At 71.9% G+C, this 23106-nt stretch carries 23 protein-coding genes, 2 tRNA genes and 1 pseudogene; 17 read left to right on the top strand and 9 right to left on the bottom strand.

Going from position 1 to position 23106, the window contains the following annotated elements:
* Nucleotides 1–139 precede the first annotated feature (139 nt).
* From ACIBBA_RS25540 to ACIBBA_RS25530, 3 genes are all read right to left on the bottom strand, one after another.
* Nucleotides 140–598: a PRC-barrel domain-containing protein gene (locus ACIBBA_RS25540; RefSeq protein ID WP_396700466.1), complete on the bottom strand. Its 459-nt coding sequence runs from the start codon at nt 596–598 to the stop codon at nt 140–142.
* 141 nt (nt 599–739) lie between these two features.
* Nucleotides 740–1270: a carboxymuconolactone decarboxylase family protein gene (locus ACIBBA_RS25535; RefSeq protein ID WP_396700465.1), complete on the bottom strand. Its 531-nt coding sequence runs from the start codon at nt 1268–1270 to the stop codon at nt 740–742.
* A gap of 2 nt (nt 1271–1272) precedes the next feature.
* Nucleotides 1273–1833 (bottom strand): peroxiredoxin, encoded by a 561-nt coding sequence (locus ACIBBA_RS25530; RefSeq protein ID WP_350869546.1) that lies wholly within the window; start codon nt 1831–1833, stop codon nt 1273–1275.
* 394 nt (nt 1834–2227) lie between these two features.
* Between ACIBBA_RS25530 and cimA the strand changes: the two genes are divergently transcribed.
* Nucleotides 2228–3811 (top strand): citramalate synthase, encoded by a 1584-nt coding sequence (gene cimA / locus ACIBBA_RS25525; RefSeq protein WP_396700464.1) that lies wholly within the window; start codon nt 2228–2230, stop codon nt 3809–3811.
* On the opposite strand, the gene ACIBBA_RS25520 is transcribed toward cimA, so the two are convergent.
* Nucleotides 3784–4767 carry an endonuclease/exonuclease/phosphatase family protein gene (locus ACIBBA_RS25520; protein ID WP_396700471.1) on the bottom strand — a complete coding sequence of 328 codons (984 nt, stop codon included), beginning with the start codon at nt 4765–4767 and terminating at the stop codon, nt 3784–3786. The two genes, cimA and ACIBBA_RS25520, sit on opposite strands and share 28 nt — an antisense overlap.
* A 409-nt stretch (nt 4768–5176) precedes the next feature.
* Between ACIBBA_RS25520 and ACIBBA_RS25515 the strand changes: the two genes are divergently transcribed.
* The 8 genes from ACIBBA_RS25515 (at nt 5177) to ACIBBA_RS25480 (ending at nt 11090) form a co-directional block, all read left to right on the top strand.
* Complete coding sequence (locus ACIBBA_RS25515; RefSeq protein WP_396700463.1) at nt 5177–5677, top strand: hypothetical protein; 501 nt, start codon at nt 5177–5179, stop codon at nt 5675–5677.
* A 189-nt stretch (nt 5678–5866) separates the two neighbouring features.
* Nucleotides 5867–6913, top strand: coding sequence for an AAA family ATPase (locus ACIBBA_RS25510; RefSeq protein WP_396700462.1), 1047 nt, complete (start codon nt 5867–5869; stop codon nt 6911–6913).
* Nucleotides 6914–6936: 23 nt separating this feature from the next.
* Nucleotides 6937–7923, top strand: a complete 987-nt coding sequence (locus ACIBBA_RS25505) for a DUF58 domain-containing protein (RefSeq protein ID WP_396700470.1) — start codon at nt 6937–6939, stop codon at nt 7921–7923.
* A complete protein-coding gene (locus ACIBBA_RS25500) occupies nt 7920–8879 on the top strand; it encodes a VWA domain-containing protein (protein ID WP_396700461.1) in 960 nt (319 codons plus the stop codon). Before ACIBBA_RS25505 ends, ACIBBA_RS25500 begins: the two co-directional genes overlap by 4 nt.
* A 59-nt stretch (nt 8880–8938) precedes the next feature.
* Nucleotides 8939–9808 (top strand): S1C family serine protease, encoded by an 870-nt coding sequence (locus ACIBBA_RS25495; RefSeq protein WP_396700460.1) that lies wholly within the window; start codon nt 8939–8941, stop codon nt 9806–9808.
* Nucleotides 9809–9918: 110 nt separating this feature from the next.
* Nucleotides 9919–10215, top strand: coding sequence for a hypothetical protein (locus ACIBBA_RS25490; protein ID WP_350869559.1), 297 nt, complete (start codon nt 9919–9921; stop codon nt 10213–10215).
* A gap of 9 nt (nt 10216–10224) precedes the next feature.
* On the top strand, nt 10225–10650 hold the full coding sequence (arfB, locus tag ACIBBA_RS25485) for an alternative ribosome rescue aminoacyl-tRNA hydrolase ArfB (protein WP_396700459.1): 426 nt from the start codon (nt 10225–10227) through the stop codon (nt 10648–10650).
* A gap of 68 nt (nt 10651–10718) precedes the next feature.
* Nucleotides 10719–11090, top strand: coding sequence for a DUF4180 domain-containing protein (locus ACIBBA_RS25480; RefSeq protein WP_396700458.1), 372 nt, complete (start codon nt 10719–10721; stop codon nt 11088–11090).
* A gap of 67 nt (nt 11091–11157) precedes the next feature.
* Here ACIBBA_RS25480 and ACIBBA_RS25475 read toward each other — a convergent pair.
* Nucleotides 11158–11409, bottom strand: a pseudogene (locus tag ACIBBA_RS25475) (3-methyladenine DNA glycosylase); the annotation flags it as partial.
* Between the two features lie 46 nt (nt 11410–11455).
* On the opposite strand from ACIBBA_RS25475, the gene ACIBBA_RS25470 reads away from it, so the two are divergent.
* Nucleotides 11456–12850, top strand: coding sequence for a recombinase family protein (locus tag ACIBBA_RS25470; protein WP_396700457.1), 1395 nt, complete (start codon nt 11456–11458; stop codon nt 12848–12850).
* A 169-nt stretch (nt 12851–13019) separates the two neighbouring features.
* Here the strand turns inward: ACIBBA_RS25470 and ACIBBA_RS25465 are convergent, their stop codons facing one another.
* From ACIBBA_RS25465 to ACIBBA_RS25455, 3 genes are read right to left on the bottom strand one after another with little or no spacing between them, the layout of a single operon-like run.
* Nucleotides 13020–13949, bottom strand: a complete 930-nt coding sequence (locus tag ACIBBA_RS25465) for a 3-methyladenine DNA glycosylase (RefSeq protein ID WP_396700456.1) — start codon at nt 13947–13949, stop codon at nt 13020–13022.
* Nucleotides 13910–14332 carry a hypothetical protein gene (locus ACIBBA_RS25460; RefSeq protein ID WP_396700455.1) on the bottom strand — a complete coding sequence of 141 codons (423 nt, stop codon included), beginning with the start codon at nt 14330–14332 and terminating at the stop codon, nt 13910–13912. The genes ACIBBA_RS25465 and ACIBBA_RS25460 overlap by 40 nt, the downstream gene beginning before the upstream one ends.
* 34 nt (nt 14333–14366) lie before the next feature.
* A complete protein-coding gene (locus ACIBBA_RS25455; protein WP_396700454.1) occupies nt 14367–15716 on the bottom strand; it encodes an LPXTG cell wall anchor domain-containing protein in 1350 nt (449 codons plus the stop codon).
* Between the two features lie 159 nt (nt 15717–15875).
* On the opposite strand from ACIBBA_RS25455, the gene ACIBBA_RS25450 reads away from it, so the two are divergent.
* The 3 genes from ACIBBA_RS25450 (at nt 15876) to ACIBBA_RS25440 (ending at nt 17069) form a co-directional block, all read left to right on the top strand.
* Nucleotides 15876–16679, top strand: coding sequence for a fumarylacetoacetate hydrolase family protein (locus ACIBBA_RS25450; RefSeq protein WP_357052670.1), 804 nt, complete (start codon nt 15876–15878; stop codon nt 16677–16679).
* A gap of 108 nt (nt 16680–16787) precedes the next feature.
* Nucleotides 16788–16859 (top strand) — tRNA-Gln (locus ACIBBA_RS25445).
* Nucleotides 16860–16996: 137 nt separating this feature from the next.
* Nucleotides 16997–17069: transfer RNA gene (locus ACIBBA_RS25440), tRNA-Glu, on the top strand.
* A gap of 203 nt (nt 17070–17272) precedes the next feature.
* On the opposite strand, the gene ACIBBA_RS25435 is transcribed toward ACIBBA_RS25440, so the two are convergent.
* Nucleotides 17273–17959 (bottom strand): IclR family transcriptional regulator, encoded by a 687-nt coding sequence (locus ACIBBA_RS25435; RefSeq protein WP_350869568.1) that lies wholly within the window; start codon nt 17957–17959, stop codon nt 17273–17275.
* Between the two features lie 49 nt (nt 17960–18008).
* Between ACIBBA_RS25435 and leuC the strand changes: the two genes are divergently transcribed.
* From leuC to ACIBBA_RS25415, 4 genes are all read left to right on the top strand, one after another.
* Nucleotides 18009–19451: a 3-isopropylmalate dehydratase large subunit gene (leuC, locus tag ACIBBA_RS25430; RefSeq protein WP_396700453.1), complete on the top strand. Its 1443-nt coding sequence runs from the start codon at nt 18009–18011 to the stop codon at nt 19449–19451.
* A 14-nt stretch (nt 19452–19465) separates the two neighbouring features.
* Nucleotides 19466–20053: a 3-isopropylmalate dehydratase small subunit gene (gene leuD, locus ACIBBA_RS25425; protein ID WP_396700452.1), complete on the top strand. Its 588-nt coding sequence runs from the start codon at nt 19466–19468 to the stop codon at nt 20051–20053.
* Between the two features lie 172 nt (nt 20054–20225).
* Nucleotides 20226–20888 (top strand): HU family DNA-binding protein, encoded by a 663-nt coding sequence (locus ACIBBA_RS25420; protein WP_396700451.1) that lies wholly within the window; start codon nt 20226–20228, stop codon nt 20886–20888.
* A gap of 136 nt (nt 20889–21024) precedes the next feature.
* Nucleotides 21025–23055 carry an endonuclease/exonuclease/phosphatase family protein gene (locus ACIBBA_RS25415; RefSeq protein WP_396700450.1) on the top strand — a complete coding sequence of 677 codons (2031 nt, stop codon included), beginning with the start codon at nt 21025–21027 and terminating at the stop codon, nt 23053–23055.
* Nucleotides 23056–23106 lie beyond the last annotated feature (51 nt).

Raw genomic sequence — 23106 nt, 5'->3', positions numbered from 1 at the left:
GGGGTGGTACCCCCGGTCTAACGCTATGTGCCCGGGGGGCGGCCGGGGGGGGGGGGGGGGGCGGGGCGGGGCCCCCCCCCCCCCCCCCCCCCCCGGGGGGGGGGGCGCCCCCCCCCCGCCCGGCCAACAGGAACTACCGTCACCTGGCGGTACCCGGCGGGATGGCCGAGTACGTGTCGCCGTAGTAGCCACCGAGCTTGTCCCGGTATGTCGGGTCGGTGTCGGCGGTCTCGTCGAACTCGGGCGCGGCCTTGATCTGGTCCTTGCTCCGGTCGACGTAGACCTTCCGCTCGTCGTGGTCGACGTGGTTGACGGTGCCGGCAGGGATCATGACCTTCTTGCCGAAGATCCACGGACCGGTGTCGACCACGAGGAAACTGGAGTTCACCTCGTGGCTGGCACGGTCCACCTTGCCGATGCCGCCGTCGCCCGCTTCCACCTTGTAGCCCACCAGGTCGACGCCGGTCACGCCGGCGTCGTCCCGGTAGCGCCACGGGTCGAAGGCGCCGCCGGGCGTGTCACCCGGGAAGGCGCCCTGTCCACCGTGCACGAGCGGGTCCGGCGTCCCGTGGGTCGTTCGAGGGTCGAGCCGCTCCATGGCGTTTCACTCCTCTACTCGACTGATCGGGGGTTGGTGCCCTGTCAGCCCCATGTCCTACCCGGTGTCGAGATCGCTACACCCCGCCGCGGAAAAAAGAGCCGGCCGGTGTGACCGGCCGGCCCTTCTCGTCGGCGACGCTCAGGCGAGCGCGGCCTCCGCGTCGTACGCGACGGCGGCGGCGTGCACCACGGAGGCGATCCGCAGTCCCTCGTGCACCTGCTCACGGCTGAAGCCGGCGGCGCGCAGGGTCTTCTCGTGCGACTCGAGACAGACGCCGCACCCGGTGATCGCCGAGACGGCGAGGCACCAGAGTTCGAAGTCCACCTTCTCCACACCCGGCCTGGCGATGATCTGCATCCGCAGTCGAGCCGGGATCGACTGGTACTGCTCGTCGCCGATCAGGTGCTTGGCCCGGTAGTAGATGTTGTTCATCGCCATGATGGTCGCGGCGGCCTTGGCCGCCTCGACCGCCTCCGGCGTGAGGTGTTCGGCCGCCTCGGCGGCGATCTCCCTCAGCACCACCGGGTTGCGGGCCGCCACCGCGCAGGCCAGGGCGGTGCCCCAGGCCTGGTCCGGCTTCAGCGTGGAGGTGGTGATGGTCGAGCCGAGGTTGAGCTTGATGTCCTTGGCGTACTCGGGCAGGCCCGCCTTGATCGCGTCGAGGCCCACGGTCAGACTCCGGCGCCGGCGAGCAGCGTGTTGGCGTCCAGGGTCGCGCCACCCTTGTTCCAGTTGCAGGGGCAGAGTTCGTCGGTCTGCAGCGCGTCGAGCACCCGCAGCACCTCGGAGACGTTGCGGCCGACCGAGCCGGCGGTGACCATCGCGAACTGGATCTCGTTGTCCGGGTCGATGATGAAGGTCGCCCGCTGGGCCACGCCGTCCGCGCCGAGCACGCCGCAGTCGCTGGTCAGCTCGCGCTTGATGTCGCTCATCATCGGGAACGGCAGCTCACGCAGGTCCGGGTGGTCCTTGCGCCACGCGTAGTGGACGTACTCGTTGTCCACCGACACGCCGAGAACCTGGGCGTCCCGGTCGGCGAACTCGCCGTTGAGCCGGCCGAACTCGGCGATCTCGGTGGGGCAGATGAAGGTGAAGTCCTTCGGCCAGAAGAAGACGACCCGCCACTTGCCCTGGTGGGACTTGTGGGTGATCGTCTCGAACGCCTTGTCCGCGTCGAGCGAGACGCAGGCGGTGAGTTCGTACTCGGGGAAGCGGTCACCGACAGTGAGCAAGAGTCCTCCTTGACGCCGGCATGAGGCCGTTAACTGGATCAGTTCCAGATGCTGCCGCAGCAGCGTTTTCCCTTGACAGCGCCCAGGTGACTTGTGAAGTCGATCACGAGAGACGGCTTCCGGCCGGGTGCTCGGCGCTCACGCCGTACGACAACCCTGCGTCACCGTCCCGACATGTGGATTGTTCCTCCCAAAACCAGTGGGCGGGTGGCAGAGTACCGATCGTGAACAGCACCGCCCTGATTCTTGGCAGCTAGCGCGCCGGCCCCTCCCCGCCGAGCGCGCAGACCTCCCGCATCCGCGGGGGGTCTTTTTGTTGCTCCCCGGCGGTCCCGTCCGATCGATGCCCGCAGCCCGTCCGCGTCCCGCAGCTCGTTGGAGAGAAAGGCACGCCATGAGGTTCCAGGTCTACGACACGACGTTGCGCGACGGCGCGCAGCGCGAGGGGCTCAGCTACTCGGTGGTCGACAAGCTGGCCGTGGCCCGGCTGCTCGACGAGTTCGGGGTCGGCTTCATCGAGGGCGGCTGGCCGGGGGCGGTGCCGAAGGACACCGAGTTCTTCCACCGGGCGCGTACCGAACTCGACCTGCGGCACGCGGTACTGGTCGCGTTCGGCGCCACCCGGCGGGCCGGCGTCGCGGTCGGCGAGGACCCGCAGGTGCGCGCGCTGCTCGACGCGGAGACGCCGGCGGTGGCGCTGGTCGCCAAGGCCGACCTGCGGCACGTCGAACGGGCGCTGCGCACGACGGCGGGGGAGAACCTCGCCATGATCCATGACACGGTGGCGCACCTCGTCGCCGAGGGGCGCCGGGTCTTCGTCGACGGCGAACACTTCTTCGACGGCTACCGCAACGACCCGGCGTACGGCGCGGCGGTGGTGGAGACGGCGCTGGCCGCCGGCGCCGAGGTGATGGTGCTCTGCGACACCAACGGCGGGATGCTCCCGTCGCAGGTCAGCGCGGTGATCGCCGATGTCACCGACCGGCTCGGCGTCGCACCGGATCGGCTCGGCATCCACTGCCAGAACGACACCGCCTGCGCGGTGGCCAACACCATCGCCGCCGTCGAGGCGGGCGTCCGACACGTCCAGGGCACCGCCAACGGGTACGGCGAGCGCCCGGGCAACGCCGACATCTTCGCGGTCGTCGCCAACCTCCAACTCAAGCTTGGGCTGCCCGTACTACCGGCGGGCTGCCTGGAACAGATGGTGCGGGTCTCGCACGCCATCGCCGAGATCGCCAACATCGCCCCCGACACTCACCAGGCCTATGTCGGGGCCGCTGCCTTCGCCCACAAGGCGGGGCTGCACGCGAGCGCGATCAAGGTCGACCCGTTGCTCTACAACCACGTGGACCCGTCGGTGGTGGGCAACGACATGCGGATCCTGGTTACCGAGATGGCCGGTCGGGCCAGTGTCGAGCTCAAGAGTCGTGAGCTCGGCCTGGACCTGGCCGGCCATCCGGAGACCCTGTCCCGGGTGACCAGGCGGGTGAAGGAACTGGAGGCCGGTGGCTGGTCGTTCGAGGCCGCCGACGCCTCGTTCGAGCTGCTGGTCCGCTCCGAGCTGCCGGAGGGCGCCCCGGCGCGGCCGTTCGCGCTCGAGTCGTACCGGGTGCTGGTCGAGCACCGGGAGGACGGCGCGGTGGTCTCCGAGGCCACCGTGAAGATCCGGGTACGAGGTGAGCGGGTGATCGCCACCGCCGAGGGCAACGGCCCGGTCAACGCCCTGGACGAGGCGCTGCGGGTCGGGCTGGCCCGGCACTACCCGGAGCTGCGCGACTTCGAGTTGGCCGACTACAAGGTGCGCATCTTGGAGGGCAGCCACGGCACCGGCGCGGTGACCCGGGTCCTGGTGGAGACCGCCGACGGCGCCGGACGCGACTGGACCACGGTCGGCGTGCACCCCAACGTGGTTGAGGCGAGCTGGCACGCCCTCGTCGACGCCCTCACCTATGGCCTCTCCCGCGCCAAGGTCTGACCCGCCTGGTCGGGGGTGGGGAGGCGGAGGGTGGCGAGGACCGGCCGGTGGTCGCTGCCGGCGAGGGGTCGGACCTCGACCGCCTGGGCGGCGATCCGCCGGTCGACCAGGACGTGGTCGATGGTGACCGGCGGGATCAGGTCGGCGTCGTACGGCCCCCAGGTGCCGACCAGCCCCTGACCGGTGGCGTCGGCCGCGTCGACGTAGCCGGTGCCCAGCAGGGCCCGCAGCGGTGCGTGGTCCAGGGTCGCGTTGAAGTCGCCGGCCAGAATCCGCAGCGTGCCGTCCGGTGTGGCCGGGGGTTGCGCCGCCAGGTCGGCGCGCCAGAAGCCGACCTGGTCGACGGCGTACGGCGCGGCCGGGTGCGCGGACTCGACCCGTACCGGTGGCGCGCCGGGGACGGAGATCGTGCCGTAGGCCTGGGTGAAGCCCCAGCCGCCACGGTGGCTGCGGACCCCGGCGTCGCTGATCGGGAAGCGTGCGTAGAGGCCGGAGCCGGGGGTGCCGACGAGCGGGTTGAGCTGCCGGTGGGGCAGCTGCCGGTCGAGCCCGAGCCGGTCGAGGTCGGCCTGCGCGCCGGGGGTGAACTCCTGCACGACCAGCACGTCGACGCGGTGCCGGCGGACCAGGTCGACCAGCGCGGCCGGATCGGCGGCTCCGGCCAGCAGGTTGGCGGTGAGCAGTCGTACGGTCGGGCCGCCGGCCGGTGGCGGCGCCGAGCCGAGCGCCCGCGGCGCGACCACGCCGAGCAGCGCCACCGCCGCCACCGCCGCGACCAGCGCCGGCCACCGCCGCCGCAGGGCGAGCGCGAGCACCACCGGCGCCAGGCTCCAGGCCGCGACGTACGGCGTGAAGGCGAGCGCCTGCACCAGCGGCCCACGGTCCAGGCCGGCCAACCGGAGCCCGGCCCAGGCGGCGGCGGGCGTCACGGCGAGCCAGCAGAGGCCGTCCACCACTCTGCGCCGCCGCCAGCTGCCCCTCGGTCGTTCCCGATGCTCGATGATCACGCGTGCAACCTATCCCGTGCCCCGCGCCGACATGACCCCCGGCAATTTTCGTGAATGGTGGCGCGTTCACATTTCACAATTCTCCTGCCAGGTAGGCGACAGTTGTCCCCACGGCTGTCGCTATTGACGCCCAGCTTTTTGCGGTGCTACGTTCCACGTGGTCGAAGCTCCGCAACTCTGAGTAGTAATACCTGCTCAGCTTGGGTGGAAATTGATTGAGGAAGCAAAATCACGGTGCGTTGAAGCTATTTCCTCGGCAGTTTTCGGACGGAGCCGTTCGACGAGAGAAGAACAGGCTGTCATCCGTCCCGCCCCGCGGGTCGGCCGATTTTTCACGGTCACACAAGGGGGACCTGTCATGACCACACCATTCCGACGTAAGGCGATCGCTGTCGCGTTCGCCGTTCTCGGACTCACCCTGGCCGGGGGCGGCATCGCCGTCGCCCAGCCGGCCGCGAAGGCGCCGGAGGCCGTCCAGCCGGCGGCTCGCAGCACCAGCACCCAGCCGCCGGTGACGGCCGAGTCGGCTCGTAAGGCGCGGGCCGCGCTCAACGCCAACAGCACCCTCATCGCGAGCACCAGCATCACCATCGTCAACGCCAACGGCACCAAGGCCCGCGGCGCCGGCACCGTCATCAAGTACGGCGTCGGCCAGTACGAGGTGCAGTACGGCTACATCGTCTCGGCCGGGGTCTACGTGGCCACCATCGGTCGGCCGGACCCCTGCTGCATCCCGGCGGGTGGCGAGGTCGCGGTCGCGCCGCGGCTCTCCACGCCCAACGCGGTCTTCGTCCAGACCCGCAACTCGGCGGGTGTCGCGGCCGATCTGCCGTTCCACCTGGTCGTCCACACCAGCTGACGGCACCGGCGTCGGCCCCCGCGCGATCCGCGCGGGGGCCGCACCGTGTCCGTACCGGTTGCGTGCCTCGTGCCGCCCCGGGCCGTCCGTCGCCCACTCGGGCGGGTTGTCCCGATCCGGGAGCGAAACGGCCGCTCCGGCGCTGATAATCCGACGTTTGTCCGGCCACCGCCACGGGAAGCAAGCACCGTGACGGACATCTCGGACACCCTGGCCAGCATGCCCAGCTCGGTCGAAGCCGAACCGACACCAGCCGAGCTGGAACAGACCCTCTTCGAGGTCAAACGCGTGATCGTCGGGCAGGATCGGCTCGTCGAGCGCCTGCTCACCGCCCTGATCGCCGACGGACACTGCCTGCTCGAAGGGGTGCCCGGCGTGGCCAAGACCCTGGCCGCGCAGACCCTCGCCACAGTGGTCGGTGGCACCTTCTCCCGGATCCAGTTCACCCCGGACCTGGTCCCGTCGGACATCGTCGGCACCCGGATCTACCGGGCCTCCCGCGAGAGCTTCGACATCGAGCTGGGGCCGGTGATGGCGAACCTGGTGCTCGCCGACGAGATCAACCGGGCGCCCGCGAAGGTGCAGTCGGCGCTGCTGGAGGCGATGGCCGAGCGGCAGGTCTCCATCGGCGGGCGCAGCTATCCCGTCCCGACGCCGTTCCTGGTGCTGGCGACCCAGAACCCGATCGAGTCGGAGGGGGTCTACCAGCTGCCCGAGGCGCAGCGGGACCGGTTCCTGATGAAGGTCGTCGTCGACTACCCGAGCGACGCCGACGAGCTGGCCATCCTCTACCGGATGAGCACCGACCGGCCCACGTCCCGGCAGGTGCTCGACCCGGAGCGGCTGCGGCAGCTGCAGGCCCGCGCCGAACGCGTCTTCGTCCACCACGCGCTGGCCGAGTACGTGGTCCGGCTGATCCTGGCCACCCGGGACCCGGGACGGTTCGGGTTGCCCGAACTCGCCCCGCTGCTGGCGTACGGGGCGAGCCCGCGAGCCACCCTCGGCCTGGTCGCCGCCGCCCGGGCCCAGGCGCTGCTGCGCGGCCGGGAGTACGTGCTCCCCGAGGACGTCCGCGAGCTGGCCACCGACGTGCTCTCCCACCGGCTGGTGCTCTCCTTCGACGCGGTCGCCGACGGCGTCACCGCCGAGTCGGTCGTGCGGCGGCTGGTCGAGGCGGTGCCCCCGCCGCGCCTGGCCACGAAGCCGGAGCAGGCGCCGGATCTGGCGGCGGCATGAGGCGCACCGAAACCGTCGCGGCCGTGCCGGCCGATCCCGGTCTCGCCGACCTCGCCCCCGACCAGCGGTTGCGTCGCCTGGAACTGACCGTCAACCGGCGCCTGAACGGCCTGCTGCACGGCCAGTACCGCGGTCTGCTGCCCGGGCCGGGGAGCGAGCCGGCGGGCAGCCGTGAGTACCGGCCCGGCGAGGACGAGGTGCGCCGGATGGACTGGGCGGTCACCGCCCGCACCGGCGTGCCGCACATCCGTCAGGTCGACGCCGACCGGGAGCTGACCACCTGGTTGCTGGTGGACGCCAGCCCGAGCATGGAGTTCGGCACCGCCGAGCTGGACAAGCGGGAGCTCTCCGTGGCGGCGGTCGCCGCGATCGGCTTCCTGACCGCGGGCGTCGGCAATCGGCTCGGCGCGCAGCTGCTCACCCCGGCGGGTCTGCGCCGGTTCCCGGCCCGCAGCGGGCGTACCCACCTGCTGAGCCTGCTGCGGGCGCTGCTGGCCGCCCCACGCACCGGCGGATACGACGAGGCGACCGCGCCGCTCGCGCCACCGGACCTGGCCGACGCGCTCGCCGCCGTGCACCGGGTGGCCGCCCAGCGCGGTCTGGTCGTGGTGGTCTCCGACTTCCTCGACGGGCTGCCCGACGACCCCGAGCACCCGCCGCCCTGGGAGCGGACCCTGCGCCGTCTCGGCGTCCGGCACCAGGTGCTCGCGGTGGAGGTGACCGACCCGCGCGAGCTGGAACTGCCGGACGTCGGCCTGGTCACGCTCGTCGACCCGGAGACCGGGCGCCGGCGCGAGGTGTGCACTTCGGACCGTGGGCTGCGGGACCGGTACGCCGTTGCGGCGGCCGCCCAGCGCGACCAGGTGCGTCAGGCGCTGCGCCGCAGTGGGGCGGCGCACCTGTCGTTGCGGACGGACCGGGACTGGTGCGCCGACATCGTGCGGCACGTGCACGCCCAGCGCCGGCTGGCCGCCGTGCCGGTCGGCGTCGGCCGGGGAGGTGCCGCGTGATCTGGCTGTCGCCGGCCCGGCTCTGGCTGCTGCTCGGCGTGCTCGCCCTGGTGGTGGGCTACCTGATGATGCAGCGCCGACGCAGCCGGTACGCGGTCCGCTTCACCAATCTGCGGCTGCTCGACCGGATCGCGCCGCAACGCCCGGCCTGGCGTCGGCACGTGCCCGCCGGGCTCTTCCTGGCCATGCTGGCGCTGCTGGTGGTCGGTTTCGCCCGGCCGACCGCCGAGGTGCGGGTGCCCCGGGAACGGGCCACCGTGATGGTGGCGGTGGACGTCTCCACCTCGATGCTCGCCACCGACGTCGACCCGGACCGGCTCGCCGCGGCCAAGGGCGCGGCCCGCAAGTTCGTGGACGGGCTGCCGGACGAGTTCAACGTGGGGCTGGTCGCGTTCGCCGGCAGCGCGGCGGTGCTGGTGCCGCCCGGCACGGACCGGGAGGCGCTGCACGACGGGGTCCAGCGCCTCGCCGAGGGGATCACCGGAGTGCAGGGGACTGCCATCGGAGAGGCGATCAGCACCTCGCTCGGCGCGGTGAAGGGCCTGGACAGCGAGGCGGCGAAGGCGCCTCCGCCGGCGCGGATCGTGCTGCTCTCCGACGGGGCGAACACCTCGGGCATGGATCCGATGGAGGCTGCCGCCGCGGCGGTCGCGGCGAAGGTGCCGGTGCACACCATCTCCTTCGGCACTCCCGGCGGTTTCGTGGACCGGGGCGGGCGCCCGATCCAGGTGCCGGTGGACGGGCAGACCCTGCACGCGGTCGCCGAGGAGACCGGCGGAATGTTCCACGAGGCCAGCACGATCGAGGAGCTGAAGGCGGTCTACGACGACATCGGGACCTCGGTCGGTTACCGCACCGAACGGCAGGACGTCTCGGCCCGGTTCATCGGTCTCGGGCTGGTGTTCGCGATGGGCGCCGCGGCCGGCTCGATGCGCTGGTTCTCCCGCCTGCCCTGACGAACCGCGGCCGGTACGCGCCCGGCCACCGCCCCAGGACACCGACGTGAGGAGTACGCATGGCAGTGCAGACCGGACTGGGCGAGCCGCGCGGTCCCTGGTTCGTCTCCCCCGAACTCGACCCAGACGGCCGGGCGCGTTGGGACGGGCCCGGATCGGGGCGGGACCCCGCCGGCCGACGCTGGCGGGGTCGGTTGCTGGCTGCCCTGGCGGTGGTGGCACTCTCCACCGCCTCCGGCGCCGCGGCCGGCGGCTGGGTGGCCAGTCGTGGCGGAACCCCCGGTCCGGCGGCGGCGTCCGCGGCCCCGGTGCCGGCGGAACTGGTGACCGCGGCCGAGCGCACCGTGCCCGGAGTGGTGTCGGTGCTGGTCGGCGGTGGGGCGGCCGGTGCCGCGGCGGCCACCGGGTCCGGCTTCGCGGTCGACGACCAGCAGCACATCATCACCAACGACCACATCCTCGCCAAGGGCGGCGGCGGGTCGGTCACCGTGGAGATGCCCGACGGGCGGCGCTTCACCGCGGAGGTGGTCGGCCGGGAACCGAGCAGCGACCTGGCGGTGCTCAAGGTGCCACCGAGCGCGGGGCTGGCGCCGTTGCCGCTGGCCAAGCCGGGCTCCACGCGGGTCGGTGAGCCGGTGCTGGCCGTCGGGTCGCCGCTCGGCCTCTCCGGCACCGTCACGGCCGGGATCGTCAGCGCGCTCAACCGCCAGGTGCGCCTTGGCGCCAACCGGCACACGGCGGTGCAGACTGACGCGTCCATCAATCCGGGCAACTCGGGTGGGCCACTGGTCAACGCGCGCGGCGAGGTGGTCGGGGTGAACACCGCCATCGCCACGATCGACGGGAACGGCTCGATCGGCATCGGCTTCGCCATCCCGATCGAGCAGGTGCAGCAGACCGCCGACACCATCATCGGCAAGGGTGGCTGAGCTGCGGGTACCGACGGATAGCGCGAGGTGGGAAGGCATCGACTGTCGGATATCCGGCCCGGGAGCATCGGGCCATGGAAATATTACGCTGAGTATGGATACTGGCGGAGGTGGAGCGTCCTCTCATCGCGGTCCTCCTGGTGGCGGGCCTGCTCATCGGAACTGGCGTCGGATCGGCGTACACCCGTGCCCGGCGCGGCTGGGCCGACTATCAAACGGTCAAGAAGAGTGTGCCGGGAGCCCGGAAGACGGCCTGGCTGCTGATCCGGGCGGTCACCACGAAGGTCGGCGTGATCGCGCTGCTGCTGATCGGCGCGGTCGCCTACGCCGCGGTCGGCTCCGACGACGAGACCGCCGGACCGGCGCCAACCCCCTCAGTCACCCCGAGCGAGCGGCCCGGGCGTTAGCCTCATGGGGTGGATGGCGGATTGCGGGTCAGCGACCGGTGGGTCGTCCCCGCCGCCGAGCTCCGGGAACGCTTCTCCCGGTCCTCCGGCCCGGGCGGGCAGGGTGTCAACACCGCCGACTCCCGGGTCGAGCTGAGCTTCGACCTCGCCGGCTCGCCGAGCATGCCGGAATCGCTGCGCGCCCGGGCGCTGAGCCGGCTCGGCGGTCGGCTGGTCGACGGCGTGCTGACCATCGCGGCCAGCGAGCACCGGGCGCAGCTGGCCAACCGCGAGGCGGCCCGGGAGCGGCTGGCCAGCCTGCTTCGCGAGGCGGTGGCGCCACCGCCACCGCCCCGTCGACCGACCCGCCCGTCCCGGGGCGCCAAGGAGCGCCGGCTGGCCGAGAAGAAGCGTCAGTCCCAGCGCAAGCGCGAGCGTCGGGTCGACGGCGACTAGGCGGTCGGCGGTCGCGCGCCGGCTAATTCCGGGCGTCCGCCGGGTGCGGGCCGTTACCGTCTGCCGGCATGACCACCGACACCCTGCGGGACGTGCACGGCGTACCCGTGCTCGACTGCGCCGAGGACGGCCCGGTGCTGCGCGACGGCGACGCCGCGCTCGACGTGATCGGCGACGCGCTCGGGCGCGGCGCGGAGCTGGTCGTGCTGCCCGTGAGCCGGCTCGGTGACGATTTCTTCCAGCTGCGCAGCGGGGTGGCCGGCGAGATCGTGCAGAAGTTCGTCAACTACCGGCTGCAGCTGGCCGTGGTGGGTGACATCGCCGCCCGGCTCGCCGCGAGCCCGGCGTTGAGCGACTTCGTGACCGAGGCCAACCGGGGTCGCCAGCTCTGGTTCCTGGCCACCCGGGCGGAGCTCGACGGCCGGCTCCGGCCGGGGTGATGTCGATCCCGGCTCCGGAGTGGGCGGCGCATCGGGGGCGGCCTGGGTGAACACCCGGGTGGGAAATTCACGCCGGGACGGTGACCAGCAGCCGGTCGCGCAGCGCGGCGGCCCGTACCGCGAAGTCCCGCTGGGCGGCGGCGTACTCGGCGCGGCCCTGCGCGGTCTCCACCCGCACCGGCGGATAGCCGAGCGCCGCCAGATCGTAGGGGCTGGCCCGCATGTCCAGCGTGCGGATCTCCCGGGCCAGCGCGAACGCGTCGGCGACCAGCTCGGCGGGGACCAGCGGGGAGAGCTTGTACGCCCACTTGTAGAGATCATTGCGTATCCTCATCCCAGGCAACTTCGAGGGAGGGAACGCAGGGATGGACGTCGTCATCTACGCACGGCTCAGCCTGGACAAGCTGGGTAACGAGCTGGGCGTTGATCGGCAGCTCGAAGCCTGCCGGGAGTTGGCAGCTCGTCAGGGCTGGACGGTGACGCGGGAGCTGATCGACAACAGCATCAGCGCCACGACCGGCCGGGTCCGGCCGGCGTTCGAGAAGCTGCTCACCCTGAGCCCGAAGCCGGACGCCATCATCGTCTGGCATCTCGACCGCCTCGTCCGCCTCACCCGTGAGCTGGACCGGGTGATCAGCTACGGCGTACCCGTCCATGCCGTGACCGCAGGGATGCTGGACTTGAGCAACCCGACAGGCGTCCTGATGGCGAACGTGGTCACGGCGTTCTCTCAGTTCGAGGGTCAGCAGAAGGCTGCTCGTCAGCGTCTGGCAGCCACGCAGCGCGCTTCCCAGGGCCGGCCCTGGTGGTCAGCTCGACCCTTCGGATACGAGCGCGACGGAACACCTCGTGGCGGTGAAGCCGAGGCCGTTCAGCGTGCGTACCAGGATCTGTTGGCGGGGCGCTCCCTGTTGTCGATCGCCGACGAGTGGAACCGTCAGGGCATGCTCACCACCAGGGGGAGGAATTGGACGGGAGCAACTGTTCGTCAGCTCCTCATGTCTGCCAGGAACTGCGCTATCCGTACGTACGCAGGGGATGAGGTCGGCCCTGGTAACTGGGATGCCCTGGTGCCCGAGGAGATCTACCGTTCCGCTGTCCGTGTGCTCAACTCTCCTACCCGCAAGGCTGGTGGTGGCGGTCCCCGTCGGAGCCTGCTGACGGGCGTCGCTACCTGCGCCAAGTGCGGTGGCCCCATCCGCACGGCATGGCGTGGACGCAAGGGCGAGCAGGGCAGCTACGCCGTCTATGAGTGCAAGTTCAAGCACTGCGTATCCCACCGTCAGGACAATGCTGACACCATGGTCAGTGAGCGTGTGATCCGGTTCCTGACCGCGCCGCAGTTCGCCGAAGCGTTCGAGCAGAGCGAGGATGACCTGCCTGTTCAGCAGATGAGGGATGAGCTGGGGTCCCTTCGGTCACGGCTCGATGATCTGGCCACCGACTATGCCGCTGGGCTCGTTACTCGATCGCAGTTTCTGACTGCATCCCAGACCATGCGCAGCCGCGTGGACGAGTTGGAGGATCAGCTGTCCCAACTGGGAGATGACAGCGCCGTCAAGGGCGTCACCGGGATGACGGACGAGCAGGTACGCCGTCACTGGGACGGGTTGGATGTAGACCGCAGGCGGTCCCTGATCCTCGCGGTTGTCGTGAGCTGCCGTCTCCGACAGAAGGGGCGTGGCGTCCGCCGCACCGATGAGCGGCATGTCGATGTGTTGTTCAGAGCGGGAGACCCTGCGAAGGTTGCGAGCCTCTGAGCCAGGGGTCTCCTTGAACAAGGAACTGGCCGTTCGAGCCTGTTGTGGCTGGCGGGCCAGCGTTGTCTTCCCAGGTCGAGCGCCAGATCGCCGCTTCTGGGCAACCTTGGAACCGGGGCAAGATGGCGGAGGCTATGACATAGCGGCGTGGAGAGGGTGTCTCAGGGGGTCATGCCCCCACCCTTGCCGGTGGCTCCGCTCCCTCAAGCAGCGCCGCACACACATCGATCAACCGGGCGCGTAGTCGGCCCGCGCGCTGCGAGAACTCGCGTTGACGAGCGACGTACTCGGCCTTGCCCTCGGGTGTCTCGATGGCCACCGCCGGTTCCCCGTAGGAGGAGAAGTCGTACGGGGAAGCCTGCATGTCGAGTAGCCGGATGTCCCTCGCCAACTCGAAGCAGTCGAGCGCCAGATCGCCCGGAACCGCAGGGCCCAGCTTGGTCGCCCACTTGTGGCAGTCCATCGAGGCGTGCAAGCAGCCCGGCTGGTCAAGCTCTACCTGGCTCTCCCTCGTTGGTTGGAGCCGGTTGAGGCTGACCGCGTCAGGGGTGAAGAACCGGAACGCGTCGAAGTGCGTGCAGCGGACCTGGTGAGACTCGACTACCGCGTCAGTTCCCTCCTGCCCAAGTCGCAGGGGGAGTGGATGCCGATGCTCCCGTTGGCGGTACACCATCGCCCACTCATGCAGACCGAAGCAGCCAGTGAAGGCTGGTCGTGACGAGATGGCGGACAACAGTCGATGGATGAAGCGCACCGATTCAGCCCGGTCGGCGAGGAACGCTGTGACGTCGAAGCTCACGACTTCGTCTTCGTCCGTGGCGTACCAACGCCACTGTCGATGTGGCGCAGAGCCCTTCGGTCCGGGCTCCAAGGAGATGCCCACACCGGGGTGCCACCGTCGTAGCACGGATGGCCGGGTGCCGTAGTAGTCGTACAAGAAGTCATCGATCGCGTGGCGTTCCCTCGTGGCCTTGCGGGCGCGGTGGCCTGCGGTAAGGGAGTCGGCGCGCTTCTCGTGAGCTTCCAGGAGGGGAAGCCAGCTTGCGGCGGGGATGCTGGTCAACGGTTCGGGCCCTTGTCCGCTTCGTGCCGCTTGCATACCCCCCACCTCCGGGAGGTGCCTGAGTTGCGCTTACGCAGATCCATGTTGGCGTGCAGGCAGCCCGGCTGCTCGTGCGCGTGCTGGGTCTCCCGGGTCGGGGTGAGCAGGATCCCGTCGTCGGTGGCCCGGTAGTCGGCGCCGAACGCCGTCGGGTCGGCGCCACGCAACTCGACCCCGGCGCCCGGATGCCAGCGGCGCAGCTGGGCCGGGCGGTGCGAGTAGTAGGTGAAGAGGAAGTCCTCCACCGGGTGCGTCTCGCCCCGCCGTCGGCGGGCCAGGTGCGGGGTGAGCCAGGCGTCGACCCGCTCCTCGTGCGCCCGTTGCCGGGCCTGCCACTGCGCCGCGTCGAGCACGGTGGCGGGAGCGAGGGCGGCGGTCACGGCACCCAGGGTACGACCGCCGCCCACGAGCTGGTCAGGGCACGTCCACCCGCACCCCGGCGGAGAAGACGCCGCTGCGCAGCTCCAGCTGCTTGGGCGGGTCCCGTCCGTCGACGGTGAAGACCAGCGGCAGCACCACCCGGCTGCCGGCGGCCACCGGCTGTGCGAAGACGTCCCGGCCCAGGTTGGCCTTGCGGGTGGCCGGCTCGTCGGTGCTCACCCACCTGCCGCCGGGCAGGTACGCCCGTTGCAACTGCCCGTGCCAGGCCTGGTGCTCCGGAGTGAGGTTGCGCACCCCGACGGTCGCCTGGCACTGCCGGCCGGTGGTGGCGGCGGCCGCCGAGCAGGCCATCCGGTACACGGTGAACTCGAACGCCGTCTCACGCAGCGGCACGCCCACCGCGCCCGCGGCCCCGCTGCCCATCCAGGCCCCGCTGGTCGGTTGCTTGTCGGTGTCGATCGCGGCGACCCGGCGGGTGGCCGTCCAGCCGGCGGTGCCGGCGATCGCGGCGAGCACCACCACGGCCGAGCTGACCAGGAGCCAGACCGGTGGGCTACGCCGCCGGCTCGCGGGCCGGGGTGTCGCCGGGCGCGGGTAGATGGTGCCCCGGCCCTGCCGTGGATCGCTGCTCGGGGCCGCACCGTCGGCCAGGGCGGCGGCCACCGGGCGGCGACGTCGCCGCCACAGCCACCAGCCCGCGCCGGCCAGCAGCAGCACCGCCCCCAGCACCCCGAGCAGCACCGGCGTCCGCTGCCACAGCGGGGTCGAGGTGGTCTTGGCCACCCCGGTGGCCGCCGCGCTCCAGGTGGCGGTGGCGCAGTCGTACGGACGGCTGCCGTCGCTGGTGAACGCGCAGGCGGGCGCGGTCACCGGCTGGCCCGCCGGGGCGGTGGCGAGCGAGGTGTTCAGCGTGGTGACGCTGCGCGCCGGCAGCTTCAACCGCCAGGTCACCTCGCTCGCCGACTGGGCGCCGACGTGGCTGGCCCGACCGCCGGCGGTGATCACCGATGGTGCCGACCCCGGTGGCAGTTCCTGCCGGATCGTGGTCTCCACCGGGGCGCTCCCGCTGTTGCGGACGTGGATCCGGTAGGCCGGCGCCGGTGTGGGCGCCGGCGCCACCGCCACGGTGACCGGTGGCTTGGGTGGCGGCGGCATCGCCTGGGTGGGCGTGGGCACAGCCGGCGGCGCGGCGGGCATGCCCGCCCGGCCCGTGGGCGGCGCCGACGACTCCGACGGTGACGGCTCGGGCGCCACCGCCGGTGGTCGCTGGTGCGCGGCCGCCGGTTCGCGGGCCACCGCGGGCAGTGCCGGCACGGCGGCGAGGATGCCGAGGCAGTGGACGACCACCGCCAGGGCCTTGTGGTGTCGTGTCGATGCAGGCATACGAACGAACCTCCGGAGCCGACGCTATGGGCGGGGTCACGTCGTGCGGGTACGAAGTGGCGAAACCGGCCCCGGTCGCCGTCGGTTCGCGTACTCTGCGCCGCCACGCCCTCACCCACCTGGGCCCGGGGCCCTCGCCGGCGGGGATAGATTGGCCGGGTGCGTATCGCTCGTTTTGCTCATGCCAAGGGAATGTCGTTCGGGGTCGTCGAGGGCGAGCCGGAGGCCGGGCCGCAGGGCCTGACCATCGCCGAGATCGAGGGGCACCCGTTCGGCCCGATCAAGTTCAGCGGTGGCCGCTGGGCCCTCTCCGACGTCCGGCTGCTCTCACCGATCCTGCCCAGCAAGGTGGTCTGTGTCGGCCGTAACTACGCCGAGCACGCTGCGGAGCACGGCAGCGAGGTGCCGAAGGAGCCGCTGCTGTTCCTCAAGCCGTCCACCTCGGTGATCGGGCCGCGCGACGCGATCCGGCTGCCGATCTTCTCCAAGCAGGTCGAGCACGAGGCGGAGCTGGCGGTGGTGATCGGGGCGCCGGGTGCGCGCCGGGCCGACCGGGCCGCCGCCGAGCGGGCCATCTTCGGCTACACCTGCGCCAACGACGTGACCGCCCGCGACCTGCAGCGCTCCGACGGCCAGTGGACCCGGGCGAAGGGCTTCGACTCGTTCTGCCCGATCGGCCCGTGGATCACCACCGGGCTGGACGTCACCGACCTGGAGATCCGCTGCGAGGTCGGTCCCGACCCGGACGCGATGGAGGTCCGACAGCTGGGCCGGACCCGCGACATGGTCTTCGACGTGCCCGCGCTGGTGTCGTACATCTCGCACGTGATGACGCTGCTCCCCGGCGACGTGGTGCTCACCGGCACTCCGGCAGGGGTTAGCCCGCTCACCGACGGGGATACGGTCAGCGTGCGGATCGAGGGGATCGGCGAGCTCACCAACCCGGTGGTCCCGGTCGCCTGATCCGGCGCCGACGTCCCGAAACCGCTGGTCAGGTGGGGTTTCGGGGGTTGGATTTGGCCTGTCGGTGGCGGGAGGGTAAAGTTCATTCCCGGCACCGCAAGGGGCCAATGGGGTATGGGGTAATTGGCAGCCCGACTGATTCTGGTTCAGTTAGTCTAGGTTCGAGTCCTGGTACCCCAGCAACCGATGTTCGCGAGAATGTCGGTCGCTGCAGTGTGTTGGAGTCCGGCTCCGCTCCCCGTCCGGGGGGCCGAAAAAGATCTCTGATAGACTTCAGCGGCGCCGCCCGGCAGGGCGGCGAAGGGAAAGATGGTTCTGGCCCCGTCGTCTAGCGGCCCAGGACGCCGCCCTCTCAAGGCGGTAGCGCCGGTTCGAATCCGGTCGGGGCTACAGCAGCAAGAGCCCGTCGCGCGCAAGCGCGGCGGGCTCTTCTCCTTTTGCCAGACATACCCCCTCCACCTCCCGCCACACCTCGCCCGCCCCAGGCTGGCCGCACGGCGTTGATCATGAGGTTGACGGCGGAGGTGATCTCCGAATCCGCCGTAAAGCTCATGATCAACGGGTGGGGGCCGGGGGTGGGGGCGGGGTGGGGGTTAGAGGCCGGAGAGGCGTTGGCCGGCGCGGACCACGGCCATGGCGTGGCGTTCGCCCGGGCGGCGGCCGAGGCGCTCGATCGGGCCGGAGATGCTGACCGCGGCGATCACCCGGCCGGTCCGGTCCCGGATCGGCGCCGAGACGCTCGCCACACCGGCCTCCCGCTCGGCCACGCTCTGCGCCCAGCCGCGACGGCGGACCTCGGCCAGGGTGCGCCCGGTGAACTTCGACCGGGGCAGCAGCGGCATCACCGCCTCCGGCGGCTCCCAGGCGAGCAGGATCTGCGCGGCCGAGCCGGCCGTCATCGGCAGCACCGAACCGACCGGGACGGTGTCCCGCAGCCCGCTGGCCCGCTCGGCGGCGGCCACGCAGATCCGCTCGTCCGCGCGGCGCAGGTAGAGCTGGGTGCTCTCGCCGGTGGCGTCGCGCAGCGCGGCCAGCAGCGGCTCCGCGGCGGTCAACAGCACGTCCGGTGCCGCGTTGGCCAGCTCACCGAGCCGTGGCCCGGGACGCCAGCGGCCCTGGGTGTCCCGTACCAGCATCCGATGGATCTCCAGCGCCTGTGCCAGCCGGTGCGCGGTGGCCCGGGGCAGCTTCGTGCGCTCAACAAGTTCGGCCAGGCTGGCGCCGTCGACGCAGGCGGCCAGGATGACCACCGCCTTGTCGAGAACGCCGACACCGCTCATACTGTGTCCCACAAGCCGAAACTTACCTCCCAGAATTTAGGATGTCCAGATGGTGGGAGTCACTCAACCGAGGACCCTGGCCGAGAAGGTCTGGGACGCGCACGTCGTACGGTCCGCCGCCGGCGAGCCGGACCTGCTCTACATCGACCTGCACCTGTTGCACGAGGTGACCAGCCCGCAGGCGTTCGACGGGCTGCGGCTCGCCGGCCGTCGGGTGCGCCGTCCCGATCTGACGATCGCGACCGAGGACCACAACACCCCGACCGGCTACGCCGACCCGGCGTTCCGTCAGCGACGCGGCGACCTGCTGACCATCGCCGACCCGACCTCGCGCACCCAGATCGAGACGCTGCGCCGCAACTGTGCCGAATTCGGCGTGCGGCTGCACCCGCTGGGCGACGACAACCAGGGCATCGTGCACGTCATCGGCCCGCAGCTCGGGCTCACCCAGCCCGGCACGACGATCGTCTGCGGCGACTCGCACACCGCCACCCACGGCGCGTTCGGAGCGCTCGCCTTCGGCATCGGCACCAGCGAGGTCGAGCACGTGCTGGCCACCCAGACGCTGCCGCAGAGCCGGCCGAAGACCATGGCGGTGACGGTCACCGGTGAGCTCGCGCCCGGAGTCACCGCCAAGGACCTGGTGCTCGCGCTGATCGCGAAGGTGGGTACCGGCGGCGGTCGCGGACACATCGTCGAGTACCGCGGCGACACGATCCGCTCGCTCTCCATGGAGGGCCGGATGACCATCGCCAACATGTCCATCGAGTGGGGCGCCAAGGCCGGCATGATCGCGCCGGACGAGACCACCTTCGCGTACCTCAAGGGGCGGCCGAACGCGCCGCAGGGGGCGGACTGGGACGCGGCGTTGGCCTACTGGCGGACGCTGCCCACCGACCAGGGCGCCACCTTCGACGCCGAGGTGACGCTGGACGCTGCTCAGGTCACTCCGTTCGTCACCTGGGGCACCAACCCGGGCCAGGGCGCGCCGCTGAGCGCGCCGGTGCCCGATCCCGAGGAGTTCGGCACCGACTCGGAGCGGGCCGCGGCCCGGCGGGCCCTGGAGTACATGGACCTGCGCCCCGGCACGCCACTGCGCGAGCTGCCGATCGACGTGGTCTTCGTCGGCTCCTGTACCAACGGCCGGCTGGAGGACCTGCGCGCCGCCGCCGACGTGCTGCGCGGGCACAAGGTGGCCGGCGGGGTGCGGATGCTGGTCGTACCCGGGTCCGCCGCCGTCCGGGAGGCCGCCGAGGCGGAGGGGCTGGACAAGGTCTTCACCGACGCGGGCGCCGAGTGGCGCTTCGCCGGCTGCTCCATGTGCCTGGGCATGAACCCGGACACCCTCAAGCCGGGCGAGCGCTCCGCCTCCACCTCCAACCGCAACTTCGAGGGCCGGCAGGGCCGGGGCGGGCGTACCCACCTGGTCTCGCCGCCGGTCGCCGCCGCCACCGCCGTGGCCGGCCGGCTGGCCGCTCCCGCCGACCTGTAGAGGAGACACCGCTGATGCAGAAGTTCACCACCCACACCGGCACCGCGGTTCCGCTGCGCCGGTCCAACGTGGACACCGATCAGATCATCCCGGCCGTGTACCTCAAGCGGGTGACCCGGACCGGTTTCGCCGACGGGCTCTTCAGCGCCTGGCGGGAAGATCCGGAATTCGTGCTCAACGATGCCGTCTATTCGGGAGCGTCGATTCTTGTGGCCGGTCCGGAGTTCGGCACCGGGTCGTCCCGGGAGCACGCCGTCTGGGCGCTGCGCGACTGGGGCTTCCGCGCGGTGCTCTCGCCCCGCTTCGGCGACATCTTCCGCGGCAACGCCCTCAAGGAAGGTCTGCTGCCGGTCGAGTTGGAATTGAAAGCGATCGAGGAGATCTGGGATCTCGTCGAGTCCGACCCGAGTGCTCGCATCACCGTCGACCTGGCCACCCGCGAGGTCCGTGCCGGGCACGCCACCTGGTCGTTCCCGCTGGACGACTTCAGCCGGTGGCGGTTGATGGAGGGCTTGGATGACATTGGACTCACCCTCCGGCACGAGGCCGAGATCAGCACCTACGAGACGGCCCGACCGCCGTTCCTGCCCGCGGTGGCATAGCCGTTCGCCCGACACGTACAGCGGATTCGCCCCCACCGGTGCCGCCGGTGGGGGCGAATCCGTTACGACACAAGGGCTTTTTTCTACCGAATGTTTGTGTCCAGGCAGCACAGGGCATACCGTGCGCGCAGAATGGCTCGCGTCGAGTCAGTTGCACAATCGGGAGGAAGTCGTGAACAAGGCCGAGCTCATCGAGGCGCTCGCCGTTCGCCTGGGGGACCGGAAAACGGCGACGGCCGCGCTCGACGCGGTCCTCACTGAGGTCCAGGCGGCGGTCACCAAGGGCGAGAAGGTGGCGATCACCGGATTCGGAGCGTTCGAAAAGCGTGTCCGGGGAGCGCGAACAGCGCGGAACCCCCGCACCGGCGAGGCGGTGAAGGTCAAGAAGACATCCGTGCCGACCTTCCGTGCGGGCGCCGGGTTCAAGGAGATGGTGGCCGCCGGCAAGGTGCCGAAGGCCACGGCGGCGGCCAAGAAGATTGCGGCCGCCACCAAGACGACCGCGGCCGCCAAGACCACTGGCGCGAAGGCGACCGGGGCCAAGGCGACCGGGGCGAAGGCCACCGGGGCGAAGGCGACCGGGGCGAAGGCGACCGGGGCCAAGGCGGCCGGCAAGAAGACCGCCGCGGCGAAGGCGACCAAGACCAGCGCGGCGACCAAGACCGCCGCCAGCAAGAAGACCGCCCCGGCGCGGAAGACCGCGGCGGCGAAGACCACCACGACGAAGAAGACCACCGCGGCGAAGAAGACCACCGCGGCGGCGAGCAAGAGCACGGCGGCCAAGAAGGCGCCGGCGAAGAAGGCTCCGGCCAAGAAGGCGGCCACCCGCCGCTGACCGGCCGGCTCGAAGGGCGTCCACCGCAACGGTGGGCGCCCTTCGGCGTATCCGCGGACATTGACCGGTGCCGTCGCCGCGCGGAGAATCGCCGTGCCGGTCACCCCCGCCGGCGCCGAACGAGAAGAGGGCGCCGGTGCGTCAGCGTCAAATCGCCATCGGTGCGCTCGCCCTCGGCGTCGTCCTGCTCACCGACGTGCTGCGGGTCTGGCTACCGGGCATCATCACCATCTTCGGGCAGGCCGCGTCGACCCCGGCCGAGCTGATGGGGGCGTTCGCCCTCGGCTGGTTCGTGCTCGCACTGGCCGCGCCGGCGCTGATCCGGCGGGCCGGTGCCCGCCGGGTCACCATCGCGTCGGCCGTACTGCTGGCCGCCGCCCGGATCGCGCTCACCGCCACCCCCGGCGGGCGGCCCCAACTCCTGCTCGCCACCGCCGGCCTGCTCGCCGGGCTGATCTGGCTCGCCGGCACCGCCTCGACGACCGACCGCCCGGTCCCGGGTCTCGCCCTGGGGCTGGCCGTGGGCGCGGCCGGGCACGCCGTCCTCGACACGTACGACCTGGTGTGGTGGGGGCGCTGGGAGGCCTGGCTGGTCAGCCTGGTGCTGGTGGCGCTCTTCCTGGCCGGGCAGGCGGCGCGCGCCGCGCCGTCGGGCGCCGGTGGTGTCCGTGCCTGGCTGCTGGCCGGCCCGGCGCTGCTGCTCGCCGGCATGGTGGCGCTCTCTCCGGCGCTGGCCCGCACCGGGAACTCCTACCTGCAGGGCGAGGCGGGGATAGCCCGTTCCCCGTTGCTGGGCCTCGCGCCGCTGCCGCTGGCCGTCGCCGCTTTCCTGCTGGCCGCGCTGGCGGGAGCGCCCCGACCAGCCGGGCGGCTGCCCCGACCGGTGGCCGTGCTGATCGGCCCGGTGGCTCTGCTGGCCGGCGGGGTGCTCTTCGCCCTGCACCGGGGCGACCTGCTGCTACCGGCGATGCTGCTCGCCGCCGTCGGCCTCGGCGCCTGCCTGGCCCAAGCCGCCGTCGCGAACGCCCCCGCCGCCGGGAACGCCCCCGCCGCCGGGAACGCCGCCGCCACCGGGAACACCGCCGCCCCGGGCGGCACCGACCGGGATCCGGGCGACGCGACCGCCGACGGCGTCGAACCGGCCGCCCGCTCGACGGTGGACCCGGCGGAGGCCCGAGCCGCCACCGGCCGGGGCTACGCGGCCGTCGGCGGCATGCTCGTCTTCGCCCTCGCCGCCGTCGCGTACTACTCGGCCTACGACCTCGGCTATCCCAACGGCTGGGTGCCGATACTGGTCGCCGTGCTGGTCGCCGCGGTCGCGCTGGCCGCCCGGCCGGCCGTTGAGCCGGTGCACACACCGCTGCCGGCGGCCCGGACCACCGCGGCGGTCACCGCGTTGGCGCTGCTGGCCCCGGTGGTGGCCGACGAGGTGCCGCTCTCCGGCAACCGGGACGGGCCGCCGACGCAGCTGACGGTGGTGGCCTACAACATCCGGATGGGCTTCGGGCTGGACGGTCGGCTCGACCTGCCCGGCCTGACCGCCGTGGTACGCCCGCAGCAGCCCGACGTGGTGATGCTCAGCGAGGTGGACCGGGGCTGGCTGCTCAACGGCGGGCACGACACCCTCGACCTGCTCGCCGACCGGCTCGGCATGCCGTACGTCTTCGCGCCCGCCGCCGATCCGCTGTGGGGCGACGCCGTGCTCAGCCGATGGCCGCTCACCGAGCCGCGAACCCTGCCCCTGCCCGCCGTCGGCGCCCCCACCGGCGCGCAGGCCCTCGCGGTCACCCTCGACCTCGGCGACGGGGTACGACCCGCGGTGGTGAGCACCCACCTGCAGCCTCCACCGGGGCAGGGGCCGGTGGTCCAGGCACGCGCGGTCGCCGAGTTCGCCACCGGGTACGCGGCCGGCCGGACGCTAGTGGTGGCGGGCGACCTGAACACCGAGCCCGGCGATCCGGCGTTCGCCGAGTTCACCCGGGCCGGGCTGGTCGACGCGCTGGCCGCGGCCCGACCGTTGCCGACCAGCCCCGCCGACCGTCCACGGCAGCAGATCGACCATGTCTTCGTCACCCCCGACCTCACCGCCACGAGGGCCCTCGCGCCGCGCGGTACGGCCAGCGACCACCTCCCGGTCGCGGTCACCCTCACCCTGCCGGCGGCCTGACCGCAGGGTCGGCCACACCGGTGCCAACACGAGCCGCCCACCATCGGACGG

Origin of the sequence: Micromonospora sp. NPDC051006, assembly GCF_044456245.1 — a bacterium.
GTDB lineage: Bacteria > Actinomycetota > Actinomycetes > Mycobacteriales > Micromonosporaceae > Micromonospora.
Note: the sequence above shows the minus strand (reverse complement) of the source record. Positions and strands in the feature narration are given on the sequence as shown.